At 60.1% G+C, this 21,886-nt stretch carries 20 protein-coding genes and 2 pseudogenes; 16 read left to right on the top strand and 6 right to left on the bottom strand.

The annotated features are described in order from the left end of the window. Positions 1-9: 9 nt before the first annotated feature. The 10 genes and pseudogenes from SB764_RS37220 to SB764_RS37175 all read left to right on the top strand — a co-directional run bounded on the left by SB764_RS37220 (position 10) and on the right by SB764_RS37175 (position 9,984). Positions 10-1,158, top strand: a complete 1,149-nt coding sequence (locus SB764_RS37220) for a hypothetical protein (RefSeq protein ID WP_410866351.1) — start codon at positions 10-12, stop codon at positions 1,156-1,158. 37 nt (positions 1,159-1,195) lie between these two features. Beyond that, complete coding sequence (locus tag SB764_RS37215) at positions 1,196-1,975, top strand: methyltransferase domain-containing protein (protein WP_410866350.1); 780 nt, start codon at positions 1,196-1,198, stop codon at positions 1,973-1,975. A 28-nt stretch (positions 1,976-2,003) separates the two neighbouring features. Then, the gene (locus tag SB764_RS37210; RefSeq protein WP_410866349.1) at positions 2,004-3,251 is read left to right on the top strand and encodes an MFS transporter; all 1,248 of its coding nucleotides are present in this window, start codon (positions 2,004-2,006) and stop codon (positions 3,249-3,251) included. Positions 3,252-3,328: 77 nt separating this feature from the next. After that, positions 3,329-3,928: an adenylyl-sulfate kinase gene (gene cysC / locus SB764_RS37205; protein WP_410866348.1), complete on the top strand. Its 600-nt coding sequence runs from the start codon at positions 3,329-3,331 to the stop codon at positions 3,926-3,928. A 490-nt stretch (positions 3,929-4,418) separates the two neighbouring features. Continuing rightward, positions 4,419-4,561: pseudogene (locus SB764_RS37200) on the top strand (aspartate carbamoyltransferase); the annotation flags it as partial. A gap of 18 nt (positions 4,562-4,579) precedes the next feature. Continuing rightward, the gene (locus SB764_RS37195; RefSeq protein WP_410866347.1) at positions 4,580-5,059 is read left to right on the top strand and encodes a GNAT family N-acetyltransferase; all 480 of its coding nucleotides are present in this window, start codon (positions 4,580-4,582) and stop codon (positions 5,057-5,059) included. Further along, the gene (gene arsD / locus SB764_RS37190; RefSeq protein ID WP_410866346.1) at positions 5,056-5,424 is read left to right on the top strand and encodes an arsenite efflux transporter metallochaperone ArsD; all 369 of its coding nucleotides are present in this window, start codon (positions 5,056-5,058) and stop codon (positions 5,422-5,424) included. The genes SB764_RS37195 and arsD overlap by 4 nt, the downstream gene beginning before the upstream one ends. Before the next feature lie 9 nt (positions 5,425-5,433). Then, positions 5,434-7,197: an arsenical pump-driving ATPase gene (gene arsA / locus SB764_RS37185; protein ID WP_410866345.1), complete on the top strand. Its 1,764-nt coding sequence runs from the start codon at positions 5,434-5,436 to the stop codon at positions 7,195-7,197. Between the two features lie 81 nt (positions 7,198-7,278). Further along, positions 7,279-8,361, top strand: a complete 1,083-nt coding sequence (locus tag SB764_RS37180; protein ID WP_410866344.1) for an ArsO family NAD(P)H-dependent flavin-containing monooxygenase — start codon at positions 7,279-7,281, stop codon at positions 8,359-8,361. A gap of 516 nt (positions 8,362-8,877) precedes the next feature. After that, positions 8,878-9,984 carry a PAS domain S-box protein gene (locus SB764_RS37175; protein WP_410866343.1) on the top strand — a complete coding sequence of 369 codons (1,107 nt, stop codon included), beginning with the start codon at positions 8,878-8,880 and terminating at the stop codon, positions 9,982-9,984. Positions 9,985-10,423: 439 nt separating this feature from the next. Here SB764_RS37175 and SB764_RS37170 read toward each other — a convergent pair whose 3' ends face one another. Next, entirely contained in the window at positions 10,424-11,380 is a 957-nt protein-coding gene (locus tag SB764_RS37170) for a LysR family transcriptional regulator (RefSeq protein WP_410866342.1), read from the bottom strand. A 358-nt stretch (positions 11,381-11,738) separates the two neighbouring features. On the opposite strand from SB764_RS37170, the gene SB764_RS37165 reads away from it, so the two are divergent. From SB764_RS37165 to SB764_RS37155, 3 genes are read left to right on the top strand one after another with little or no spacing between them, the layout of a single operon-like run. After that, the gene (locus SB764_RS37165; protein WP_410866341.1) at positions 11,739-13,175 is read left to right on the top strand and encodes an NAD-dependent succinate-semialdehyde dehydrogenase; all 1,437 of its coding nucleotides are present in this window, start codon (positions 11,739-11,741) and stop codon (positions 13,173-13,175) included. 13 nt (positions 13,176-13,188) lie between these two features. Further along, positions 13,189-13,518 (top strand): carboxymuconolactone decarboxylase family protein, encoded by a 330-nt coding sequence (locus SB764_RS37160; RefSeq protein WP_124262774.1) that lies wholly within the window; start codon positions 13,189-13,191, stop codon positions 13,516-13,518. A gap of 14 nt (positions 13,519-13,532) precedes the next feature. Further along, positions 13,533-14,519 carry an NAD(P)H-quinone oxidoreductase gene (locus SB764_RS37155; protein WP_124262775.1) on the top strand — a complete coding sequence of 329 codons (987 nt, stop codon included), beginning with the start codon at positions 13,533-13,535 and terminating at the stop codon, positions 14,517-14,519. A gap of 136 nt (positions 14,520-14,655) precedes the next feature. Here SB764_RS37155 and SB764_RS37150 read toward each other — a convergent pair whose 3' ends face one another. Further along, positions 14,656-15,282, bottom strand: coding sequence for a tyrosine-type recombinase/integrase (locus SB764_RS37150; protein WP_410866340.1), 627 nt, complete (start codon positions 15,280-15,282; stop codon positions 14,656-14,658). Positions 15,283-15,517: 235 nt separating this feature from the next. Beyond that, entirely contained in the window at positions 15,518-17,050 is a 1,533-nt protein-coding gene (locus SB764_RS37145) for a PLP-dependent aminotransferase family protein (protein ID WP_410866358.1), read from the bottom strand. A 188-nt stretch (positions 17,051-17,238) separates the two neighbouring features. Here SB764_RS37145 and SB764_RS37140 point away from each other — a divergent pair, with 188 nt between their 5' ends. Together SB764_RS37140 and SB764_RS37135 are read left to right on the top strand one after the other, a co-directional pair. Next, on the top strand, positions 17,239-17,991 hold the full coding sequence (locus SB764_RS37140) for an SDR family oxidoreductase (protein WP_410866339.1): 753 nt from the start codon (positions 17,239-17,241) through the stop codon (positions 17,989-17,991). Between the two features lie 315 nt (positions 17,992-18,306). After that, positions 18,307-18,409 (top strand): annotated as a pseudogene (locus SB764_RS37135) (IS5/IS1182 family transposase); the annotation flags it as partial. Between the two features lie 89 nt (positions 18,410-18,498). Here the strand turns inward: SB764_RS37135 and SB764_RS37130 are convergent. The 3 genes from SB764_RS37130 to SB764_RS37120 all read right to left on the bottom strand — a co-directional run bounded on the left by SB764_RS37130 (position 18,499) and on the right by SB764_RS37120 (position 20,593). After that, entirely contained in the window at positions 18,499-19,584 is a 1,086-nt protein-coding gene (locus SB764_RS37130; RefSeq protein WP_410866338.1) for a diguanylate cyclase, read from the bottom strand. A gap of 55 nt (positions 19,585-19,639) precedes the next feature. Then, positions 19,640-19,834, bottom strand: a complete 195-nt coding sequence (locus SB764_RS37125) for a type I restriction-modification system subunit M N-terminal domain-containing protein (RefSeq protein ID WP_410866357.1) — start codon at positions 19,832-19,834, stop codon at positions 19,640-19,642. Positions 19,835-20,311: 477 nt separating this feature from the next. Beyond that, entirely contained in the window at positions 20,312-20,593 is a 282-nt protein-coding gene (locus SB764_RS37120; protein ID WP_410866337.1) for a hypothetical protein, read from the bottom strand. Between the two features lie 258 nt (positions 20,594-20,851). Between SB764_RS37120 and SB764_RS37115 the strand changes: the two genes are divergently transcribed. Further along, on the top strand, positions 20,852-21,886 hold a 1,035-nt coding region (locus tag SB764_RS37115; protein WP_410866336.1), incomplete at its 3' end, for an IS1182 family transposase.

Below are 21,886 nucleotides of genomic sequence, written 5' to 3'. Positions count from 1 at the left end.
AAAGAAAAAATGAAACGAGACCCTCAATTTCAAGGCAAAGTGATGCTCGTTGGCGCGGGCAACCTGACTGCGAATGTTATGCATATGCTCGCACGTGACGATTGCGCTGACCTCGTAGTGGTTGGGAGGAGCCTGGAAGCGGCTACCAGACTCGCGAATCTGGTTCGGTTGACCGCCCTCCAACTTGGAAAGACGATACGGGTCGATGCCGATGCTGCCGACCTGCTGGATACGGGGCGCACGGCTGCAGTTATTGCGAAACACAGACCTTCGGTGATTTTCAATGGTGCCTCCCTGCAGTCATGGCGGATCATCACAAGTCTGCCGAAAGCACATTTCGATGAACTCGACGCTGCACAGTTCGGACCTTGGCTTCCAATGCATCTGGCGCTGATGCACCGGCTAATGGTTGCAGTGATTGCATCAGACGTGAAAGCCGTGGTTGTCAACGCTGCATTCCCGGATGCAGTTAATCCCATCCTCAGCCATGTTGGGCTCGCTCCTCTAGTTGGAATTGGCAATGTCTGCAACGTGGTGCCGGCGATTCGTGCATCGATTGCCGAGTATTTTGATACGACGCCTGAACGCATCGGGGTTCGTTTGATTGCGCAACACTACTTTAGCCACTATGTCCCCCGCTACGGCGAACCACCCAATGCGCCGTATTGCATTCAGGTCGAGCAAGATGGTGTGGACGTTACTCATGGCGTACCGATCAAAGCGATTCTCGAATCAGTTGGCAGCCGTCACCGTCGCCTCGGCGGTGTGGATGGCCAGATTCTGACTGCCGCGTCTGCGGTGAGCGTGCTACGTGGTCTGTGCTCTGAAATTCCGGTTTGCACTCATGCTCCCGGCCCAAATGGACTGCCAGGCGGCTATCCCGTGAAGGTTCACCAGATGAGTGTGCAGCTGGATCTGCCGGGCAACGTCGCACTCAACGATGCGGTAGCGATTAATGAACGTTGTCAAATGGCAGACGGAATCGAAAGCATCGAAATCGACGGAACTGTGCGCTTTGCTGAGTGGTCGGTCGACATCATGAAGCGTCTGATTGGATATGAATGCCGAATCATGAAGCTAGACGATTGCCTCGACCGGGCTCAGGAGCTTGGGGCGAAATATCGCGAATACGCAAGACGTGCAGCCCAGGCGGCCTGACTACCGATCCGAATATCCTCGAGGGTAAGGTACTTGCATGGAAAACGTATTTACCAAAGAGATGGAACCTGGTGCCCGAGATTTTGTGGGTCAATATCACCAGTCGTTTGTCGATCGCTGGGACGAGTTAATCAACTGGGACGGGCGCGCGAGTGCCGAAAGCGGCTTCTTTCAGTCCTATCTGACAAAACAGGGGGTTCGAAGCGTACTGGACGTTGCCTGCGGAACCGGCTATCACGCGATTGATCTATCTCGTGCGGGCTTCGACGTTACCGCATCTGATGGCAGCGAGACGATGGTGGAACGAACCTTAAGAAATGCGGCTGATCGCGGGCAGTTGGTACAGGCGAAAGTGGCTGATTGGCGCTCACTGACGAGTCATATAGACGGGGTGTTTGACGCCGTTGTCTGCCTTGGAAGTTCTTTTTGCCATCTTCGGTCCGAAAGCGACAGGCGCAGCGCGCTCGTGCAGTTTCGTCGTGTGCTCAAGCCGGGTGGGATTCTCCTGATCGATCAACGCAATTTCGATGCGATTCTTGCTGGAAAGTATCGTACGGCCGCCAGTGTTGCCTATTGCGGCGACGCAATCCAGGTCCATTTTGAAAACGCTCACGAGGAGAACGTCGATTTTGTGTACACGTTCGGCGACGGCGCTCAATTCCGGCTCTCTGTTCATCCAATTCGCGCGACGGCATTACGTCATGCAATCGAGGAAGCAGGTCTGGAATACATGAGTTCCTATGGCGATTTCAAAGAACAATACGATCCACTCAACTGTGGATTTGTTCTCCACGTATGTCGTAATCCGGCTATCTGAGCAGGGCTGACTTACAGCGAGGTATGTAATGCGAGAAACCAGTGTTGTGGATAGCGGCATTGCGAAGACTTTGGTGCTAGCAATAACCTTGACGGCATTTGTCGCAGTGACATACGGATTTGGCGTTTATCTATTTGCCACTGTTGTAATTGAGATGAAGAATGACCTTGGCTTTGGCTATTCCACAGTCGGAACGATTACTGCTGCGGCGCAGATAGGTTTCCTGGTATTCGCATTCGCGGGCAGTATGCTCAGCCGCCGGATCGGCGGAGGTGTCCTGGCGCTCTCGTCGGTCGGCCTATGCAGCATCTGCCTTCTGGGTCTGGCATATTCCAACAATGCGCTGCAGGCTGGCGTATTACTGACATTGCTCGGCGGGTGCTCTGCGTCGGTCTACGTACCTCTCGCAGAAATTGTCACGCGTCAGGTATCGGAAGGCTATCGTGCGAGATTGCTAGGTCTAATTTCAAGCGGCACAAGTTATGGTGTCTTCGCGAATGGACTCTTCGTGCCATATGCCATTCCTCACTTCGGATGGCGGTCAGTGTGGATCGTGTCGGGAACTCTTACGCTGGGACTCACGCTTTTCGCGTTATGTGTCTTCACACGTTATAAGCTGCTCCGAGACGTCGATGCGTCGACATCTGCGCCATTACGTCCCATGGCGGAAAATGCCGGACGCGGGAACCAACTTGCGATTATCTTTGGAGTGACCTTTCTGAATGGGCTAACGTTGCTTCCTTTTCAGACATACCTCGTTCCCATGATCCGTGATGAATTGCACTATTCAATCATCACCGCAGGCCATGTCTGGTCGCTGATCGGAGCAATTGGTATGGTAGCGGGTTTCGCGTTGGGTGTATTAGCGGATCGGATTGGAATTAAGCGCGCTATGATCATCACGTTTTCGTTTTCAATCATTGCAACGTTGCTGGTCTGGCTACGAACGGGGCAGAGTGGCCTTTATATCGCGGCGTTACTTTTTGGCCTGTCGTTCTATCCGATTTTTGGTTTGGTACCCGCATATATGAGCAAAACGCTTCCTGCCGCTTCGTTAACCAAAGCGTTTGGAATCGCGAATGTGATGGTCGGTGTAGGCGGAATGATCGGCAACTTTGCCGGTGGTTGGGTAAAGTATCAGGTCGGCAGTCTTGGGCTTGTCTATGGTGCGATTTGTTTGCTGCTTTGCCTGCAATTTGCACTGACCTGTGCCTTGCGCAATGATCGTGACGAACATGCTGTCCGGATCACAGATGGTTTGGCAAGACGGACGTGACGTCTTGGCTTTCGATCAACATCCAGAATTTCTCATTGTCTTGCATTCTTGGTGGAGTTTAACGACTGGGGGATCAAATGACCGCAGAGGTATCTACGTCCACGCTGCACGCACATGACTTTCGGGTCGACTGTACATCAAGGGCACGATTGCTCGACCACGATCCCGCAGTTCTTTGGTTCACGGGAATCTCTGGTGCGGGAAAATCCACGATTGCGAATGAGGTGGAGACGCGCCTCCATGCAACTAGGCGCTTGACCTACGTGCTGGATGGCGATTCTGTTCGACTGGGATTGTGCAAGGACCTCGGCTTTACCGACACTGACCGTCACGAGAATATTCGACGTGTTGCCGAGGTCGCGAGACTGATGGCAGATGCTGGCGTTGTGGTGCTGGTGTGTTTCATATCGCCGTTTCGCGCAGATAGGGAAATCGCGCGAACGATCACCGGTCCTCATAAGTTCGGAGAGATTCACGTGTATGCGCCACTAGAGATCGCTGAGGCGCGTGATCCTAAGGGACTTTATCGGTTGGCGAGACGCGGTGTCATTCAGAATTTCACCGGTATTGATTCGCCCTATGAGCCTCCGGAGAATCCCGATGTATTTATTAATACGGAAAGTGCCTCAGTTGAATCTGCCGCAGAGGCAGTTCTTAAATGGCTTGCTTCCCGCTAATCCTCAAGATAAATCCCCGCTACTTGCTGCAACCAAAGTCAGTTGCACGCGACCATTAGAGAATTTTTACACTGATAAACTCGGTGTGCTGTTCGGTTCGTTCGTGGCCGGATGTGCAGGATTGTATTGACGGGGGAGGGGGCTGTGTTGCTCGCGGCAAAAGTACCACGGTGTGAGGCGCTTCGCGACCCGGTTCTACCGTGGCAACTGCACGCAGGTAATGGCGGTTAACGAAGTGAACCGGCCGGTCGAATGCCCTCTGACTAACTGAGACGAGCGACCGGAACTGGCCGGGTGCCGCCTAATGCGCAACGCATGGCGAGGGCGCGCGTCGAGCTGAGGCGAGAGTCCGCGTCCGACCCTATATCCGTCCTTCTGCAAGCACTGAGGCCGGTGACGGCTTTGTGCCTATAAGGGGACGTCCGCACGGTCACATTGCTGATGACCGTCACCTCACTTCTACGAAGAGCGATGTAGTCCGGTGTAGTGGTATCGCAGCGAGCAGCCTCGTCTTGTCGCCGCGCTGCACGACTGGGGTTCGATGCCCAACTGTCCGATCACGGGCACGACGCGATGGCCGGGCACGATCCTGGCGCAATGCATCACGGTCCGGCAGACGCTTCGACGCCATGAACGCAGCGGAGGATTGAAATGAGTACGCCTGTTGAGGACATTCGCCGGGCAGCCGCCACAGACTTCGACCATATCCGCACCTTGCTGGATACCTGCGGGCTGCCGGCGAGCGATCTCACGGCACGGAGCCTCGACGGCTTCCACGTCGCCGAGTGCGGCGCCGAGATCGTTGGGGTGGCGGGACTGGAACAAGCCGGCGACGCGGCCCTGCTGCGTTCGGTCGCAGTTCACCCGCGACTGCGCGCATCCGGTCTGGGTACCTGTCTTATCGACGCTTCCGTTGCGCTAGCGCAAACGCGATCACTGCGCGCGCTTTACCTTATTCCGAATGATGAAGCCGCCCGCACCTTCTTTGCGCGGCGCGGCTTCACGCAGGTCGAGCGAACCCAGATTCCCGAGCTGATTCGCGGTCTGCCCGAATTCACGCACCTTTGCCCGCAGACGCATCCGTGCTTGTGGAAACCGCTGAATCCCGATTGTTCCGAGGTGCTGTCATGAAGAAACTCGAAGTGTTCGATCCCGCGATGTGTTGCTCGACGGGTGTTTGCGGTGTGGATGTGGACCCCGTGCTGGCGCAATTCGCCGCGGATCTGAAATGGGTCGAAGCACACGGCGTCACCGTGTCCCGCTACAACCTGGGCCAGCAACCGCAGGCGTTCGCCGCCAACTCCGCGGTGGTCAAGGAAATGGAAGTCGGCATGGAACGACTGCCGATCCTCGTGATCGATGGCCACATCGTATCGACGGGGATGTATCCGTCGCGCCAGCAACTCGCGCAGAAACTCGGCATTGCGCTCACGACGGCGGAAAAACCGCACATCAAGGCCGGCAGCTGCTGCACGCCGGGTTCGGGCTGCTGCTAAGGATCGCTCATGTCCCTTCCTGAAACGCAGACCCGATATCTCTTCTTCACCGGAAAAGGCGGCGTCGGCAAGACATCGCTTTCCTGTGCCACGGGCCTTGCCACGGCCGATGCCGGCAAGCGGGTGCTCATCGTCAGCACGGACCCGGCCTCCAATCTCGACGAGGTACTCGGCGTCCGCCTGAGTCAGTTGCCGACCGCTGTGCCGGGCGCGCCGGGCCTGTTCGCGTTGAACATCGATCCGGAAGAGGCCGCGCAGGCCTACCGGGACCGCATGGTCGAACCGTATCGCGGCGTCTTGCCAGCCGCGGCGATTCGCAACATGGAAGAGCAGTTTTCCGGGGCGTGCACGGTCGAGATAGCGGCCTTCGACGAATTCTCCAAACTGCTCGGCGATCCCGCCGCAACGGCCGATTTCGATCACGTGATTTTCGACACCGCCCCGACCGGCCACACGCTGCGCCTGTTGACGCTGCCTTCGGCGTGGAACGAGTTCATTTCGTCTTCGACGGGAGGCGCATCGTGCCTTGGGCCACTGGCCGGGCTGGAGAAGCAGAAGGCCCTGTACGCGGCGACCGTCGAACGCCTGTCGAGCGCAGCGCAGACCACCGTCGTGCTGGTGAGCCGCCCCGAAGTCGCCGCGCTGCGCGAAGCGAATCGCACGCGGCACGAACTGGCCGAACTCGGCATTCGCAACCAGGTGCTGGCGATCAACGGCCTCTTTGCCACAGACCGCAACGACGACGCGATTGCAGCCGCCATGGCCCAGCGCGCGCAACAGGCGCTGGCCGACATGCCGCGCGAACTGGCGGGCTTGCCGCAGACGCACATTCCGTTTCTGCCGCGCGGCACGGTCGGGCTGGATGCGCTGCGCGACATGGCGCATCCCGAACGCGTGCGCATGCCGACCGAACACCGGATGCCCGACACCGCCTTGCCTCCGGGTCTGGGGCGCCTCGTCGACGAACTGTCGGCCGCGGGCCACGGCGTGATCATGACGATGGGTAAAGGCGGCGTAGGCAAGACCACGGTGGCGGCCGCGATCGCAGTTGCGCTGGCCGGCCGCGGACACGATGTGATCCTGTCGACCACCGACCCGGCCTCGCACGTGGCCGCTACCGTCGATGGCGTCGTGCCTCGCCTGAGCGTCACGCGCATCGACCCGGCGCGCGAAGTGCAGCAGTACACCGAAGAGGTGCTGGCCAAAGCGGCATCGCACCTCGACGCGGGCGGCCGGGCGATGCTCGAAGAAGATCTGCGGTCGCCCTGCACGGAGGAAATCGCCGTCTTCAGGGCCTTCGCGCGCACGGTCGATCAAGGCAAGTCCGGCTTCGTGGTACTGGACACCGCGCCGACCGGGCACACCATTCTGCTGCTGGACGCAGCCGAGGCCTATCACCGCGAAGTGATGCGCACCCAGGGCGACATGCCGGAGTCGGTCCGTCAACTGCTGCCGCGGCTGCGCGACCCGGATTACAGCCGCATCCTGATCGTCACGTTGCCGGAAGCGACGCCCGTTCACGAAGCGGAACGCCTGAACGCAGACCTGGCGCGCGCGGGAATTACGCCGTACGCGTGGGTCATCAACCAGTCGTTGCTGGCGAGCGGCACAACCGACCCGATGCTCTGCCAGCGGGGAACTTACGAGGTGCCATTCGTGCGCCGCGTGGCGGACGATCTGGCGCAGCGCACCGCACTCATTCCCTGGCTCGCCGAGGCGCCGGTGGGGCCAACCGGCCTCGAACACGTGATCACGTCGCGGACGGCCACGTAGTGCAGTGCACCGCCCACCGCCTTTAAGCTCAATGGGCGGTGTGACCGCCGGAATCCGGATCATGAGACGGGACGAAAGCGCATGCCCGTAGACATTGATGTCGTGGTAATCGGCGGTGGCCAGGCCGGACTTGCCACCGCCTACTTCCTACGTCGTGCGGGGCTCGACTATCTCGTGCTGGATAGCCAGAGCGCCCCAGGAGGCGCCTGGCGACATACCTGGGACTCGCTACACCTGTTTTCACCGGCGCAATGGAGTTCGCTGCCAGGCTGGCAGATGCCCGTATCACACGACACGTACCCTTCCCGCAACGAGGTCATCGACTATCTGGCGCAATATGAGGAGCGGTATCACATTCCTGTCCGGCGCCCAGTTCATGTCGAATCCGTTTCGCGCGTTCAGGGTGGCTTGCTGGTCAGTACCGATCACGGGGAATGGCTCGCCAGGGCGGTCGTGAGTGCGACCGGTACCTGGAGCGCACCGTATGTTCCCGACTATCCTGGACGCGAGATCTTTCGTGGGCGTCAGATGCATTCGGCGCAGTATCGCAATCCGGACGATCTACACGGACAGAATGTGTTGGTGATAGGCGGTGGCAACTCGGGAGCGCAGATCCTGGCGGAGGTATCACCGATCTGCACCGCTACGTGGGTGACGTTGCAGGAACCGGTTTTCCTCCCAGACGACGTGGATGGCCGGGTCTTGTTCGAACGCGCGACCGCCAAATGGCAGGCGCTACGCGACGGGCACACGAGCACGGCATCGGTAGGTGGTTTGGGCGATATCGTCATGGTGACTCCGGTGCGGGACGCGCGGACGCGAGACGTGCTGCATGCAGTACGTCCGTTCAGGCGATTCGATAGGGATGGCGTCGTCTGGAACGACGGCAGGCATTCCCGCATCGATGTCGTGATCTGGTGCACGGGGTTCCGCCCCGCACTCAAACATCTCGACCCGCTACAGATCTCTGCCGTCGATGGCTTACCGAGGACAGATGGGACGCACGCCAGAGACGAGGAACGGTTGTGGCTGGTCGGCTACGGCGAGTGGTGCGGGGCTGCCTCGGCGACGCTCATCGGTGTAATGCGTGGCGCGCGGGAAGCGGCGTATGGCATAGCCCAATATCTGGGTCCCATACAACCGGGCAACGGGTCGGCACCGTAGCCGATGAGGGCGTCACAAATCAGGCATCGTCCCTTTTATCTGCCACACCACGTCGCGGCCATGTGGCAGGCGCATGGGGAATCGGGGCCGAGCCGCAGTTTCCGAGGTGCCTCGCACAGGGCACGATGAAGAAAAATTTTAAGCAAAAAATGGGGCCGTTTCTTTGCTTTGAGCGGACACTCGCATCGCTATCTGGTGTTGCTGGCGAATGACCGGTCATGGCCGCACTGCGCCACACAACCGGGCACACCGCTCGCGCCCAGCCCCGCGCCTCGTGCAACAGGCATAACCGGCCCATTTCGGCCATTGGCGCAAATGCGCCGGTTGGCTCGTCGGGGGCTAGCGAGCGCTTTTATTTTTTTCGTCCACGTTCTACCCTGATTTACGTAGGCTTGCTGTAGCTACTACCGCTTCGTTCGGACCGGCATGGCGCCACGGTAATTAGTTTCTCTCCGCGGCTGTCGTCGCCGTTGCCGCGTGGTCGCTCGTGCCAATCCGATGTCAAGGGAGACTTTTGTGGCTCAAGGTAGCTTTTTGCCTCAAGGTTTCGCCAATCTCAGCGTGGTTGAGATTGATCACCGCTATCGGCTCCTGATTGATGCAGTTCATGACTACGCGATCTTCATGCTCGACCACGCCGGAAACGTTGCCAGCTGGAACCCCGGTGCGCAACGAGCCAAGGGGTATTTACCAGACGAAATCTTAGGGCGGCACTTCTCCGTTTTCTATACCGAAGAAGACGCGCGCGCGGGGAAGCCCGCGCGATTCCTGGCTGTTGCGAGAGATCACGGCCGAGCACAGGACGAGGGGTGGCGCGTCCGAAAGGACGGAAGTCGGTTCTGGGCAAACGTTGTTATCTCCGCAGTCCGCGACGAGGCTGGCGAGCTGGTGGGCTTCGCCAAGATCACCCGCGATTTGACCGAGACCCGGCGACTCAACGAGCTGGAACGGGTGGCCGCCGACTCGGCACTCGTGCAGCGCGCTCAGGAAAACGAGAGGAAGCGCATTGCGCGCGAACTTCACGACGATCTTGGTCAGCGGATCTCCGCACTGAAAATGACCTTTGCACTCTATGAGGCGGAGATCTCACAGCATGTTCCGGCGGCAGTTCTGGATTGTTTGACAGGAACCCGGGAACTCGCCACCCAGCTCGACGGAATGGCCGCCGCGATGCGACGTATCGCGGCTGATCTGCGTCCGCCAGTTCTGGATGATCTGGGACTCGAAGCAGCACTCGAGTGGATGACAGAGAACTTTGAGCTGCGCTACGGTGTGCCGGCACAGTGTCAGATAAGCGTTGACGAATTGCACCTCAACGACCTGGCCGAAATCTCCCTTTTCCGCGTGGCGCAGGAGGCGCTGACGAATGTCGCACGGCATGCCAAGGCCATGCAAGTGGCCGTGACGCTATCTGCGGACGACCAGGACTGTCATCTGTGCATCCGGGACGATGGCGTCGGCCTCCCGAAAGAATGGAAGCTCCGGCCTGACGCATTTGGCCTTCGCGGCATGCGGGAACGAATCGCTCAGCTGGGCGGAAACCTGTTCGTTGAGGGCAAACCCGGCAACGGGGTGACAATCGCCGCGAAGGTGCCGCTGTCACGAATCAGCGGCGCAAATTAGTTCCTCCGGCGTTTTTTCCGTTGGCAAGCGTAGACCGCATTGAAAGTGTCACCGTTGCGACATTAATCGTGTCACCGCGCGCGGTACAGCCGATCCGGTGCCAACCGGAGGGCGCACAGGCGCGACTGCGGCAAGCACATGCCGCGCGAACTTCTGGTGTCGACCCGAAGCGGTCGGCCGCCGCTCCGGCACGAATGTCGGCTGAGGTACTGCTAGCCGACAGATGAAACGATTCGCCCGCAGTTTTATACGGTGCGGAGCGCTACCCCACGACGATCTATCGAAATCGGACTTGCGATCGGCTGAGGAAGGTCTCCGGAAAAGGTCAAACTGCACCACTCAACGGAGCAGAGATCGCGCAGTCTGTTCGCACCGTCGAGTGAGTGCTCGACAGATGCAGCGATTCGGCCGCTTTCGCACAGTCTCGCCGTACCCAAATTTAGCGACCGGCTGGCAGAATTGCGGCCGGAGCGAGGTTGAGTTCTCTCGCGTAAGCGTCCAGATGCTCCCCGACGTGGGCCTTTAACGTCTCGATGAATCGCTTAATTTTCGCGTCAACGAACTGGCGCGACGGATAGACAGCGTAGACATTGCGGACGTGTGTGTGGTACTGCGGCAGCACGCGAACGAGCGAGCCGCTGCGCAGGTCCTCTATCGCGGAGAACGCCGCGAGGAGGCCGATGCCGGCCCCGTCTCGCAGGGCTTGTGACATCGAGTCCATGTCGTTGACGCTGAAGTGCGCTCCGGTTGGGCGAAAGGTTGCGTCGCCGGAGGCGCTCTGAAGATGCCACTCGTCGGGCGCGTAATCGACGGTCCCGAGCAGAACGCAGTGATGGTCGATCAGGTCTTCCGGGTACGTCGGCGCCGGATGCGCTGCCAGATACTCGGGTGATGCTGCGAGGATGCAATGACTCGTGCCTATGTTCTGGCTGACGTAGGCGGAATCGGGTAGCGTTCGCGTAATCACAATACCGACGTCAAGTTGTTCTTCGAGCAGATTCGGCATGCGCTGTGACAGCAGGAGGTCGACCGAGACCTCCGGATACGAGTTGCGGTACGCCATAACAGCGCGAGTTACCAGATTGCGTCCTAGGCCGGGCACCGAGTGCACGCGCAAGGTGCCGCGCGGCTCCAGCAGAGCGTCTCGCGCCTCCGCCTCCGCGTGCTCCACGTCGGTCAGAATGGCGACACACCGGTCGTAGAACCGCCGCCCTGCGTCGGTGATGACAAGACGGCGCGTCGAGCGCTGCATGAGCCGGGTGTCCAGCGACTCCTCGAGCACCGAAACAGCGCGAGAAATGTTTCCTACAGTCGTGTCGAGGTGGTTAGCAACCGCAGTGAAGCTCCCCATTTCGACAACTTTTGCAAAAACCGACATGTTATATAACTTGTCCATCCCACCTGTCCCGTTCGTCTGAATTCTTCGTCTCGATACCCCGCCGGGCGGTCCACGTGCCACGGTGCGCGGGCACCCGCCCATCATAGGCGAGAGCCGCATTGCGTGTCGGTAAGCGTAACCTGGCAGGTCGCTCGGATTTTCCCTCCCACAGAAAGAATCATTCTTTCTGCCCTGGCTAAAACCGCGGGGTCATCCCGCCTAGACTGGGTCCCGCAGACAGGCACTCACTGACAGCCGTAAGCCAAAGCCGCTTTCTCCAGATTGGTTTGACCTGACCACGTCGGAGAAGCTCCGTTATCTGGCTGGGCATGAAGGTTGATTGCTTTGGATCGCTAACTATATTGAGGTTGAGAAAATGAACGCTCACTACGACGCCCTATATCTTTTCATCAACGGCGAATGGATTGCTGCCAGCGAACGCAATACCGCTCCGGTCGTCAATCCCGCAACGCTGCAGGAACTGGGCCACGTGCCGCTTGCAACGGCGGCTGACCTTGAGCAGGCATTGCAAACCGCGAAGCGCGCGTTTGACGTATGGCGCAATACGGTGCCGGCGGAGCGGGCACGTATTCTCAAAGATGGTGCGAACCTGATTCGCGAGCGCGCCGCACACATCGCCGAACTGCTGACGCTGGAAGAGGGCAAGCCGCTCGCCGAGAGCCGCGATGAAGTCCTGCGTGCTGCGGAATACTTCGAGTGGTTCGCAGAAGAAGCGCGTCGTATCGACGGTCGAGTTGTGCCGTCTAATCGCCCTGGCGTGCAACAACTGGTGAAGAGGCAGGCCATCGGCCCGGTCGCCGCTTTCACGCCGTGGAATTTCCCGGCCATCACGCCCGCCCGCAAGCTCTCGGCGGCACTGGCCGCCGGCTGCAGCGTCATCATCAAGCCGGGCGAGGAGAGCCCAGCGACGGCGCTCGCGCTTGCCCGCGCACTCGACGACGCAGGCTTGCCCAAGGGCGTGCTGCAGGTGGTCTTCGGCGTTCCCGATGAGGTGTCGAAGACGCTGATTGCGTCGCCGATTATCCGCAAGGTGACGTTCACGGGCTCCGTTCCCATCGGTCGACTGCTCGCCGCGCGGGCCGCCGAAGGCGTGAAGCCTATTACGCTTGAACTTGGCGGCCACGGCCCCGTGCTCGTGTTCAAGGACGCCGACGTCGAACGTGCTGCTGTCGAGGGCGCTGCGAACCGCTTCCGCGGCACCGGCCAGGTCTGCATCTCGTCGACACGCTTCCTGATTCAGCGTGAGGTGTACGACGAGTTCGCCGAGCACTTCGTGGCTGCTACCCAGTCGCTCAAGGTGGGCGACGGCATGCAACCTGGCACACAGGTTGGCCCGCTCGCGAATCCGCGCCAGATCGCCAAGATGGAAGAACTCATCGCCGATGCCGTAGCGCGCGGCGCAAAACTACTCGCCGGCGGCAAGCGCATCGAGCGCGAGGGCTACTTCTTCGAACCGACCGTACTCGCCGACGTACCGATGGACGCTCGCGTGATGCACGAGGAGCCGTTCGGTCCGATTGCGGTGCTGATGCGTTTCGACCAGCTGGAAGACGGCCTCGCCGAAGCGAACCGCCTGCCGTACGGTCTCTCGGCCTACGCGTTCACTAACAACGCCCGCACTGCCATCGACGTTGGCGACGGGTTGGAGGCCGGCATGATTGGCATCAACCAATACCGCATCGTGTCCACCGAGCTTCCGTTCGGCGGCCTCAAGGAAAGCGGCATCGGCTCGGAAGGTGGCACCGAAGGCATCGAGTTCTATCTCACCAACAAATTCATCAGCCAGATCTGAGGAGCACCCAATCATGTCAAAAGCCAATTTCGACAGCCCGCGTGAAGCCGCGCGCGCGTTCACGCCGAAGCTCGCAGCACTCGTCGACGACGTGCTGTTTCCGCAGGTCTGGGCAGACACGGCGTTGTCGCCGCGTGACAGAAGTCTTGTGACTGTTGCCGCTTTGATTGTTGGCGGGCATCTCGATGAGCTTCCCGCGCATCTGCGGCGTGCCGTCAGCAACGGCGTCACGCGCGAAGAGCTCGCGGCAACCATTACCCACCTCGCGTTCTACGCGGGTTTTCCGGCCGCTATCTCGGCTTCCGCCGCCGCGCAATCGACGCTCGGCGACGTACAGGCATAACAGGACACGCAATCATGAAAGCCATCACATTCAACGAGTTCGGCGATGCCGACGTTCTCAAACTAGCCGACGTTCCAGACCCGGAAGTGCGCCCCGACGACCTGCTGGTCCGTGTATATGCTGCAGGCGTGAACCGCGCTGACCTCACGCATCGACGCGGCGGTTACGGTCGGCCGAATTTCGGCGACTCGACCATCATGGGGCTGGAAATCGCGGGCGAAGTGCTCGAGGTGGGCGCGTCGGTCGAAGGCTATCAAGTGGGCGACCGCGTAATGGGTGTGGTCGGCGGCGGCGCGTATGCCGAACTCGCGCGCATCGACTGGCGCATGGCGATGCCGATTCCGGAGCAGCTCGACTATGTGCACGCGGCTGCCATCCCTGAAGTATTCGTCACGGCACATGAAGCGATGATGCATCTCGGGCGGCTCACGCAGGGCGATTCCGTACTCATTCATGCGGCGGCGGGCGGCGTCGGCTCCGCCGCCGTCCAGCTAGCCTACGCGGCCGGAGCGACTGTATTTGCGACTGCCGAGGCGACGAAGCTGGAACGTGTTGTTCAGCTGGGTGCCGACCATGTCATCGACTACCGCACGCAGGACTTCGCAGCTGTCGTTGCTCAGAAGACTGGTGGGCGGGGCGTCGATGTCGTGATTGATTTCGTCGGGGAGCCGTATTTTGCGCGCAATATTGCTTCCCTCGCGCACGGGGGGCGTCTCGTGCAAGTCGGGATTCTGGGTGGCGGCGGGCAGGTGAGTGTCGACCTGGAGACCATTCTGTATCACCACATCCAGATTATCGGCACGGTCATGAAGTCGCGCGCCCAGGCGGAAAAGCACGCGATGGTCCGGCGTTTCGGTGAACGTTGGCTCAACTGCTTCTCTGGCGGTCGGCGCCTCGAGCCCGTGGTTGATAGTACATTTCCTCTCGCGCGTGCGGCGGACGCCCATCGACGCATGGAGTCGTCGGCGAACGTTGGGAAAATCATCCTGACGATGAGTTGACGAGTTAAGCTGCGGCGGCAGGCTGGCAAACGCTCCGACTTGGGTGGCTGAAACTTGTTGAGTTTCAGCCGCCTATCGCTGCCGGCTGAGTGTCGCATCTTGGCCGGCAAGCGTCCGCTCTCCGGCCATGTTGTCGTCAGACCTCGGTCTGCTCAGCCATCTCGAGAGCATCGTCGACTTCAATGCCGAGGTAGCGCACTGTACTTTCGAGCTTGGTATGTCCGAGTAGCAGTTGCACCGCGCGAAGGTTCTTCGTTCGCCGGTAGATCAGCGAAGCCTTGGTACGGCGCATGGTGTGGGTGCCGTACGCCGTATCGTCCAGTGCGATCGATGCGATCCACCGATGAACCACTCGGGCATATTGTCGTGTCGACAGATGCGGCGACCCATGCAATCGGCTTGGGAATAGATAGTCGGAAGACTTCAGACCCCGCGCCCGAATCCATGCGTCAAGGCTCTGACGAGTCTGCTCCGTGATCTCGAACTGAACCGGTCGTCGAGTCTTCTGCTGCATTACCATGGCCCGCGATCCGACGTGGGCTCCTTGGCAGACGTCTTGCACCAGCAGCCGCGTCAGATCGCATGCCCGAAGTTTGCTATCAATTGCGAGATCGAACATAGCCAGCTCGCGAATGTTCGAAGACATCTGGAGTCGAGTGCGAATCGCCCAGATTTCCGGAGGCTTCAACGGCGGCTTCTGGCCAGTGAGTTTGCCCTTGTTCCACGGCACACGATTGGCTGCGCGTGCATTCTGCGTTTCCATGATGATCTCCTTCCAGTTGAAGGGAGATCCAGTGTGCCCTCTCGCGGTGGAAGAAGGGAGCGCTACCCGACCCGGAGCCGACTGTCAGGTTGCAGCAACATCAATGGCACTTCGTGAGGCAAAGGGGACGCTCAAGCTGGTGACGACAGACGCCAGCCTGCGCGGAATGCGGAAGCTGGCGTCTGTCGCACGAAAGCGAGGTGCTGATTGGCGATCGGGACACATTTTCCACGCATCAGCTGTCCAGACACGTGCGCAACTTTCGTGCGAGACGATCTGCTTCACGCGCATTGGCGATATTCGCGAAGCCCATAACGAGGCCGCGCGGCGTGCGCCGCGCGTGGCCATTCGCGTACCAGATCGAAAGCGGCAGCACCGCGAGCCCCGCCTCGCGGGCGCGCGCGGCGACGGCGATGTCGTCGACGGGGTCATCGGGGCCTTCGGCGAACTGCGCCGTGAACTGTATTCCACCTGCCGGCAAGTCGACAACCAGTCGTTCGCCAAACACCTGCTCCAGCGCGTGTACGACCAGCGTGCGCCGCTCGCTATACAACGCACGCATCCGCTTCAGATGCCGCGCAAAATGCCCCAGCTCAATGAAATCCGCCACGGTCGCCTGCAATAGCGTCGGCGATCCGGCGTTCATGCTGTGCGCCACCCGTTCGACGCGCTCGACCGCCCGCTCCGGCACCACCGTATAGGCGAGCCGCAAACCGGGAAACAGCACCTTGCTGAATGTGCCGCAATAGATCACGTGATCGTGCTTGTCGATGCTTTTCAACGCCGGCAATGGCCGGCCCAGATAACGAAACTCGCTGTCGTAGTCGTCTTCGACGATCCAGCTGGATACTTTCTCTGCCCAGTCCAGCAGCGCCATGCGTCTTGTGAGCGACAACGTATGGCCGAGTGGGCTCTGATGCGACGGCGTGACCAGTGCGAAGCGCGCCTGCGCATCCAGCAGCGTACCGCGCTCGACGTTGATCCCCGAGTCGTCCACCGGCACAGGCACCAGTTGGACACCGGTCTCGGCTAGAAAACCGCGCGCGAACAAATAGCCGGGATCCTCGAACCACACGCGATCGTTCGGACGGGCGAGACTGCGCAACACGAGCTCAAGCGTCGCACGGTAACCACCAGTAACGAACACCTGTTCCGGCAGGCAGGTCACGCCGCGCGATAGCCCGAGGTAGGTGGCGATATGTTCGCGCAGCGGCCGGTAGCCGGCCGGGTCGGGGTACGCGAACATCGCAAGTTCGCCGCTGCGCGCGCGACGCGAAACGAGCCGGTTCCATAGCTTGCTCGGAAACGCATCGAGCGCCGGCAGCCCTGGTTGCAACGGCCGCGGCTCGCCGCTCATGGCGACGGCGATGGCCAACCGACGCGGCGGCGCCGGTTGACCGCCGCGCGAATCGCCAGGCGCCTCCGGCGTGCCAGTTCCTTCGGCGCTCTGGCTATCGTGTGTGTCCTGAACACCTTGCGCACGCAACGAGTGCATCACCGATGCCGGGAGCGACGGCGATATGAACGTGCCTGCCGCACCGCGCATTTGCAGGTAGCCCTCGTCGACGAGGATCGTGTAGGCCAGTTCCACCGTGCCCCGTGCCGTGTTCAGTTGCGTGGCGAGGCTGCGCAGCGCGGGCACGCGATCGCCGGGCCGTAAATGCCCTGCTGCGATCGCGGTCCTGAAGCGCTCGCAGATCTGCAGATAGATCGGCAATTGCTGCTGCCGGTCGATTTCGATGGTCAATGAGGGAGTCGGCACGGTGATGGCGGTCTCGCGGGCAAGCGGCACAGAACCGACTTGGACTAGTCGGCTCGACGATTCTTGTCACTTTTCGCTAGAACATGATTCTTCCACAATAGTCTCTCGCGATGCGACTGCGGTGAACACTTTCACGCAATACGAGGCCCGCCGGCGCACCGCACGTTCAAATACTTTCATCTGGAGAATCTGCAATGAAGATCGTCGTGATTGGTGGTTCCGGCCTGATCGGCTCACGTGTGGTCAAGCTGCTCAGCAAGGCGGGTCATGAGGCACTTGCTGCGTCGCCGCGTACCGGTGTAAACGCGGTGACGGGCGAGGGCCTGAGCCGTGCGCTGGCAGGTGCGGACGTTGTAGTGGATGTGACGAACGCGCCGTCATGGGAGCCGCAGGCGGTGCTCGACTTCTTCCGCACCTCGGCACGCAACATCGGCAAGGCCGAAGTGGCCGCAGGGGTGCGCCATCACGTCGCGCTATCAATCGTCGGCTGCGACCGCACGGAGGAGAACGCGTATTTCACTGCCAAGGTCGCGCAGGAAGAGGCAATCGAAGCGGCGGGCGTGCCGTATACGATCGTGCGCGCGACTCAGTTCATGGAGTTCATCGGCGGCATCGCGGACTTTGGCACGGACGGCGGCACGGTGCGCATCGGCGACGGACTGTTTCAACCGATCGCCGCAGACGACGTCGCGGCGAACCTCGCACAAGTCGCACTCGCCGCGCCGTTGAACGGCACGGTCGAGATCGCCGGCCCAGACCGCGCGCCCTTCGCGGAGATCGTCACGCGCTATCTGCAATCAGTAGGCGACCCACGCCCGGTGGTGATGGATCGCGAAGCCCGGTACTACGGTGGCCGTGTCGAGGAACAGTCGCTCGTGCCGCTTGGCGACGCGAGGATCGGCTGCGTCAGTCTCGACCAATGGCTGGCACCGGCTAAAAAGGGTTGACTGCCTGTTGATGCGAAACCTGAATCATTGCCACTACATTTTCCCTCAAGAGTTCATGGAATCACGTTTGCACGCGTCCCAACCCTCTTCGCGCGAAATCTATGTCCGGTTCGCAATACCAGGTTGTTCCTTCTTCAGTCTACGCCGTGAACATGTCTGGACACCGGCATTAGGTACGTCCGGTGAAGGGCCGTTATACGCGATCTAACCGATGTCCCCATGTCTGCGCAACGGTTAGGATGGAGGGCTGCTTCTGGCCGGCTAGCGCCCGACAATCGAACACGGTGATGCGGATGTCCAACGATGCCGGTCACGTACCACCGGCGCAGCCTTGGTGGAGACCAAGATGTACTGCTTCAAGCGTCTGGGTGAGCGCGTGAAGCGCCAGCCCTTTCCACGAAGCGTGACAGAAGTCTACGCGATCGCCGACTGGGCGCGCGGCGGCTCACGCGTGGCAGGGCAACCGCTCCGTCGCAAGGCAACCGGGCGGGGCGTCCGGCAAGGCGACTACCGGGCCAAGTCCTCAGCGTTCTTGAACACCGAACACCGGTCGCGGCCGCCGAGCTTCGCCTGGTAGAGCGCGTTATCTGCCCGGTCAATCAATTGCTGTGGGCTCTCGGCCCCGTCTGCCGTAGACGCAATGCCGATCGACAACGTCACGGGATTCCCACACTCCTCATTGACCACGACAGACACTGGCGTCCTTGCCCGATAGCACTCCGCCCGGCGCCATGCTTCACTGGAGCCCATTCGGGGCAGCAGGATCAGGAATTCCTCGCCCCCATAGCGAAATGCCGTGCCGCCGGGATCCATGTCCTGCGCCAGCAGCGCGGCTACGTCCTGAAGCACCCGGTCACCCGTGGAGTGGCCGAAACGGTCATTGATCTGCTTGAAATGGTCGATATCGAGCAGCAGCACCGACAGCGGGCATCCGGTCTGGGTGCTGCGGTCAAATTCGCGCTGCAGGGCGTCGTTGAGATAGCGGCGGTTGTACAGCCCGGTGAGGGCGTCACGGTTGGCCTGCTCCTGAAGCTGTGCCTGCAGCGCCTGGACCGCCTCGAGCTGGCCCTGTAGCGCCAGTTCGCTCTGTCGCAACTTGTAGCGCGTCTCGCTCAGCGTGACTGCCCGCCTATAGGCGCCGCGCGCAAACAGCAGCAGGTAGATGGTCAGACAGGCCATGCTCAGGGCCGTCACAGGCATCGACGTATCCGGCTCGAAGTGCACGCCGAAGACGCCCGCCGACACAGCGGCCCCCAAAGCCAACAAGGCCACTGCCTCCAGCGCGCCGCGAAAGCCGCGAAATGCCGCCAGGTTGATGCAGCCGCATATAACGAGCAGGTAAGAAATCCAGAGAGGGAAACCTAGCCAGGCTGCCCATAAGCCAAAGCAGAAGTCGTCCAGCCGAAGATTATTAAGTTCGCCCCCCAAGGGATCGCGGGAAAATCTGGCCACCGCGTACACCACGTGTGGATAGACTAGAAACTGCAGCGACATCAAGAGCCAGGTGATCGTGTCTTGCCCGGTGACCCGGAAGTGCAGCGCAAAGATAGCGAAACCGATCCACCACGACGTCGTGCGATTGAGGTGGTTCATCCGTACCACCCAATGCACCCTGGCTCGGTTGTGGTTGTCTGACATCACGTTCGATTTATCTGCTATTCGAGCCCAGGATGTAGCTTCCATTAACCAGGCCAGCGCACGCGTGACTTGGCTCAGTGTTTCGAGCAGAGAAGGTGTTCGGGATGTACTTGAGGAAAATGAGACCGGGCACAATGCGCTTGTACTCAGCCGGGCCCATGTTGGCGCGCAGTTTGTAGGTGGTCGCCCAGAGTGACTTCTTCATTTCGTCAAGCATCATTGCCAACCGTCCCACGGGTCCCGCTCGCTTACGTGTGCGTTGGCCTCAGCCCACGCGATTGTTTTGGAGATATTAGCCTTTTGCACATTTGCCTCGTTCACGCTGTCAGCCCCGGGGTGCCAGATATCGGCCCCAAAAACGATATCAGATATCTTACATTGTCGAATGGATTCATAACGCGGCGACACGGCTGGCGAATCTGCCCGCCGCGGTCGTTATACCTCTGCGTCCGATTACTGGCACGGAGCCGACGCCTGAGCGTCAGCATCGCATTCACCTACAATGACTGTAGCTGGGCGCACTGCGACGGATGGGGCCGTCCTTCAGGACGAGCGACCCTGCGCCGGAACTTCCGTAGCCGACCCGAAGCGGACTCTCAATGTCACCGAAAGCTGCCATTCGATCCCGGCACCAAACAACGAAGATTGCGCTTGTGTCGTCCGACCAATTGGCCCGTTTCTTCTACAGCCGGATAGAGGAAAAGTGTGCGCTCACCCAATCAGACAATTCTTGTAACGAGTTGCACTTGATCTCCCCGCCCATCGTGGCATCCCAGAGATAGATCGGTTCTCCGCGACTGAGCCGCTGTTGGAGAATTATAAGTTTCGATCGCAACCAGCTTATGGTCGTTGCTGCATCGTAGTGATATGCCTCGATAAACCGGACGTATGTATCGCGGTCGACCTTACCCGTGAGCTCAAGCGACCGATCCAATTCGGCGTTGAAGGCTTGCGCGTCGTTCATCACTCATCTCTCGGTTTCGACCTTGATCTTATCGACCGTGACGCCCATCAATGAGCGTTGCTTGAATCCGTTTGACAGTACCTTTTACTTGAACGGGGGCCAACTGTCGAGTGACCCAATTTGGCCGGATGCCGACTCACGCGCATTGCATAACGTGGCGCGCATCGAGTTGAGGCGAGAGTCCGCGTGCGACCGAGGGTGTGTCAAAACCCGCGCGTTCGCCTAGACTGAATCAACCTGTTAGCGCGAGAGGCGGAGATGGGGCGATTCGTCGAAGGTACAAGCCGCAATCAGGCCACGTTGCTGCCGGAGTGTCTCGAAGACTTTATCGCTGAAGACAATCCCGTGCGGATCGTCGACGCATTCGTAGACGAACTCGATCTGGCTTCCATGGGCTTCGAAGGCACCACGCCGGCGATCACGGGCCGACCGTCTTACCATCCCTCCGTTCTGCTCAAACTTTACATCTACGGCTATCTCAATCGCGTGCAGTCGAGCCGACGTCTGGAGCGCGAGTGCCAGCGTAATGTCGAACTGATGTGGCTGACCGGTCGCCTCGTGCCGGACTTCAAGACGATTGCCGAGTTCAGACGCAGCAATGGCGCCGGCATTCGCAATGTATGCCGCCGCTTCGTGGTGATATGCCGCGACCTGAAGCTGTTCACGCAAGCAGTCGTTGCCATCGACGGCAGCAAGTTCAAGGCGGTCAACAGTCGCGATAACAACTTCACGCCCAACAAGATCGCAAAGCGTCAGGAGCAGATCGAGCAAAGCATCCAGCGCTATCTCGATGCGCTGGAAACTGCTGATCGCACGCAACCCGCAGAGGTCGAAGCGAAAACCGAACGGCTGCGGGAAAAGATCGAGACGCTGCGTGAGCAGATGCGCGATCTGGATCGGGCCGCGGAACTGTTGAATGATTTACCGGAAAAACAGGTTTCGCTGACTGACCCCGACTCACGTTCGATGATGTCGCAAGCCAAGGGCACAGGCGTGGTGGGCTACAACGTTCAGGTGGCTGTTGATACGAAGCACCACCTCATCGTGACCCACGAAGTGACGAACGTCGGTAGTGACCGCGCTCAGCTAAGCCCGATGGCCAAAGCCGCGCGCGAAACGATGGGCAAGAAGAAGCTCAAGGCGCTGGCCGATCGCGGGTACTACAGCGCGACGGAGATCAAAGCATGCGATGACGCTGGTATTGCAGCGCTGGTGCCAAAAACACAAACCTCCAGTGCAAAGGCAGATGGACGGTTCGATCGGGCCGACTTCATCTACATCGCGAAAGACGAC

The sequence above is a fragment of the Paraburkholderia sp. SIMBA_027 genome (assembly GCF_046535315.1).
Taxonomy (GTDB): domain Bacteria; phylum Pseudomonadota; class Gammaproteobacteria; order Burkholderiales; family Burkholderiaceae; genus Paraburkholderia; species Paraburkholderia tropica.
The sequence above is the reverse complement of the archived record's forward strand: the minus strand, read 5'-3'. Positions and strand labels throughout refer to the sequence as shown.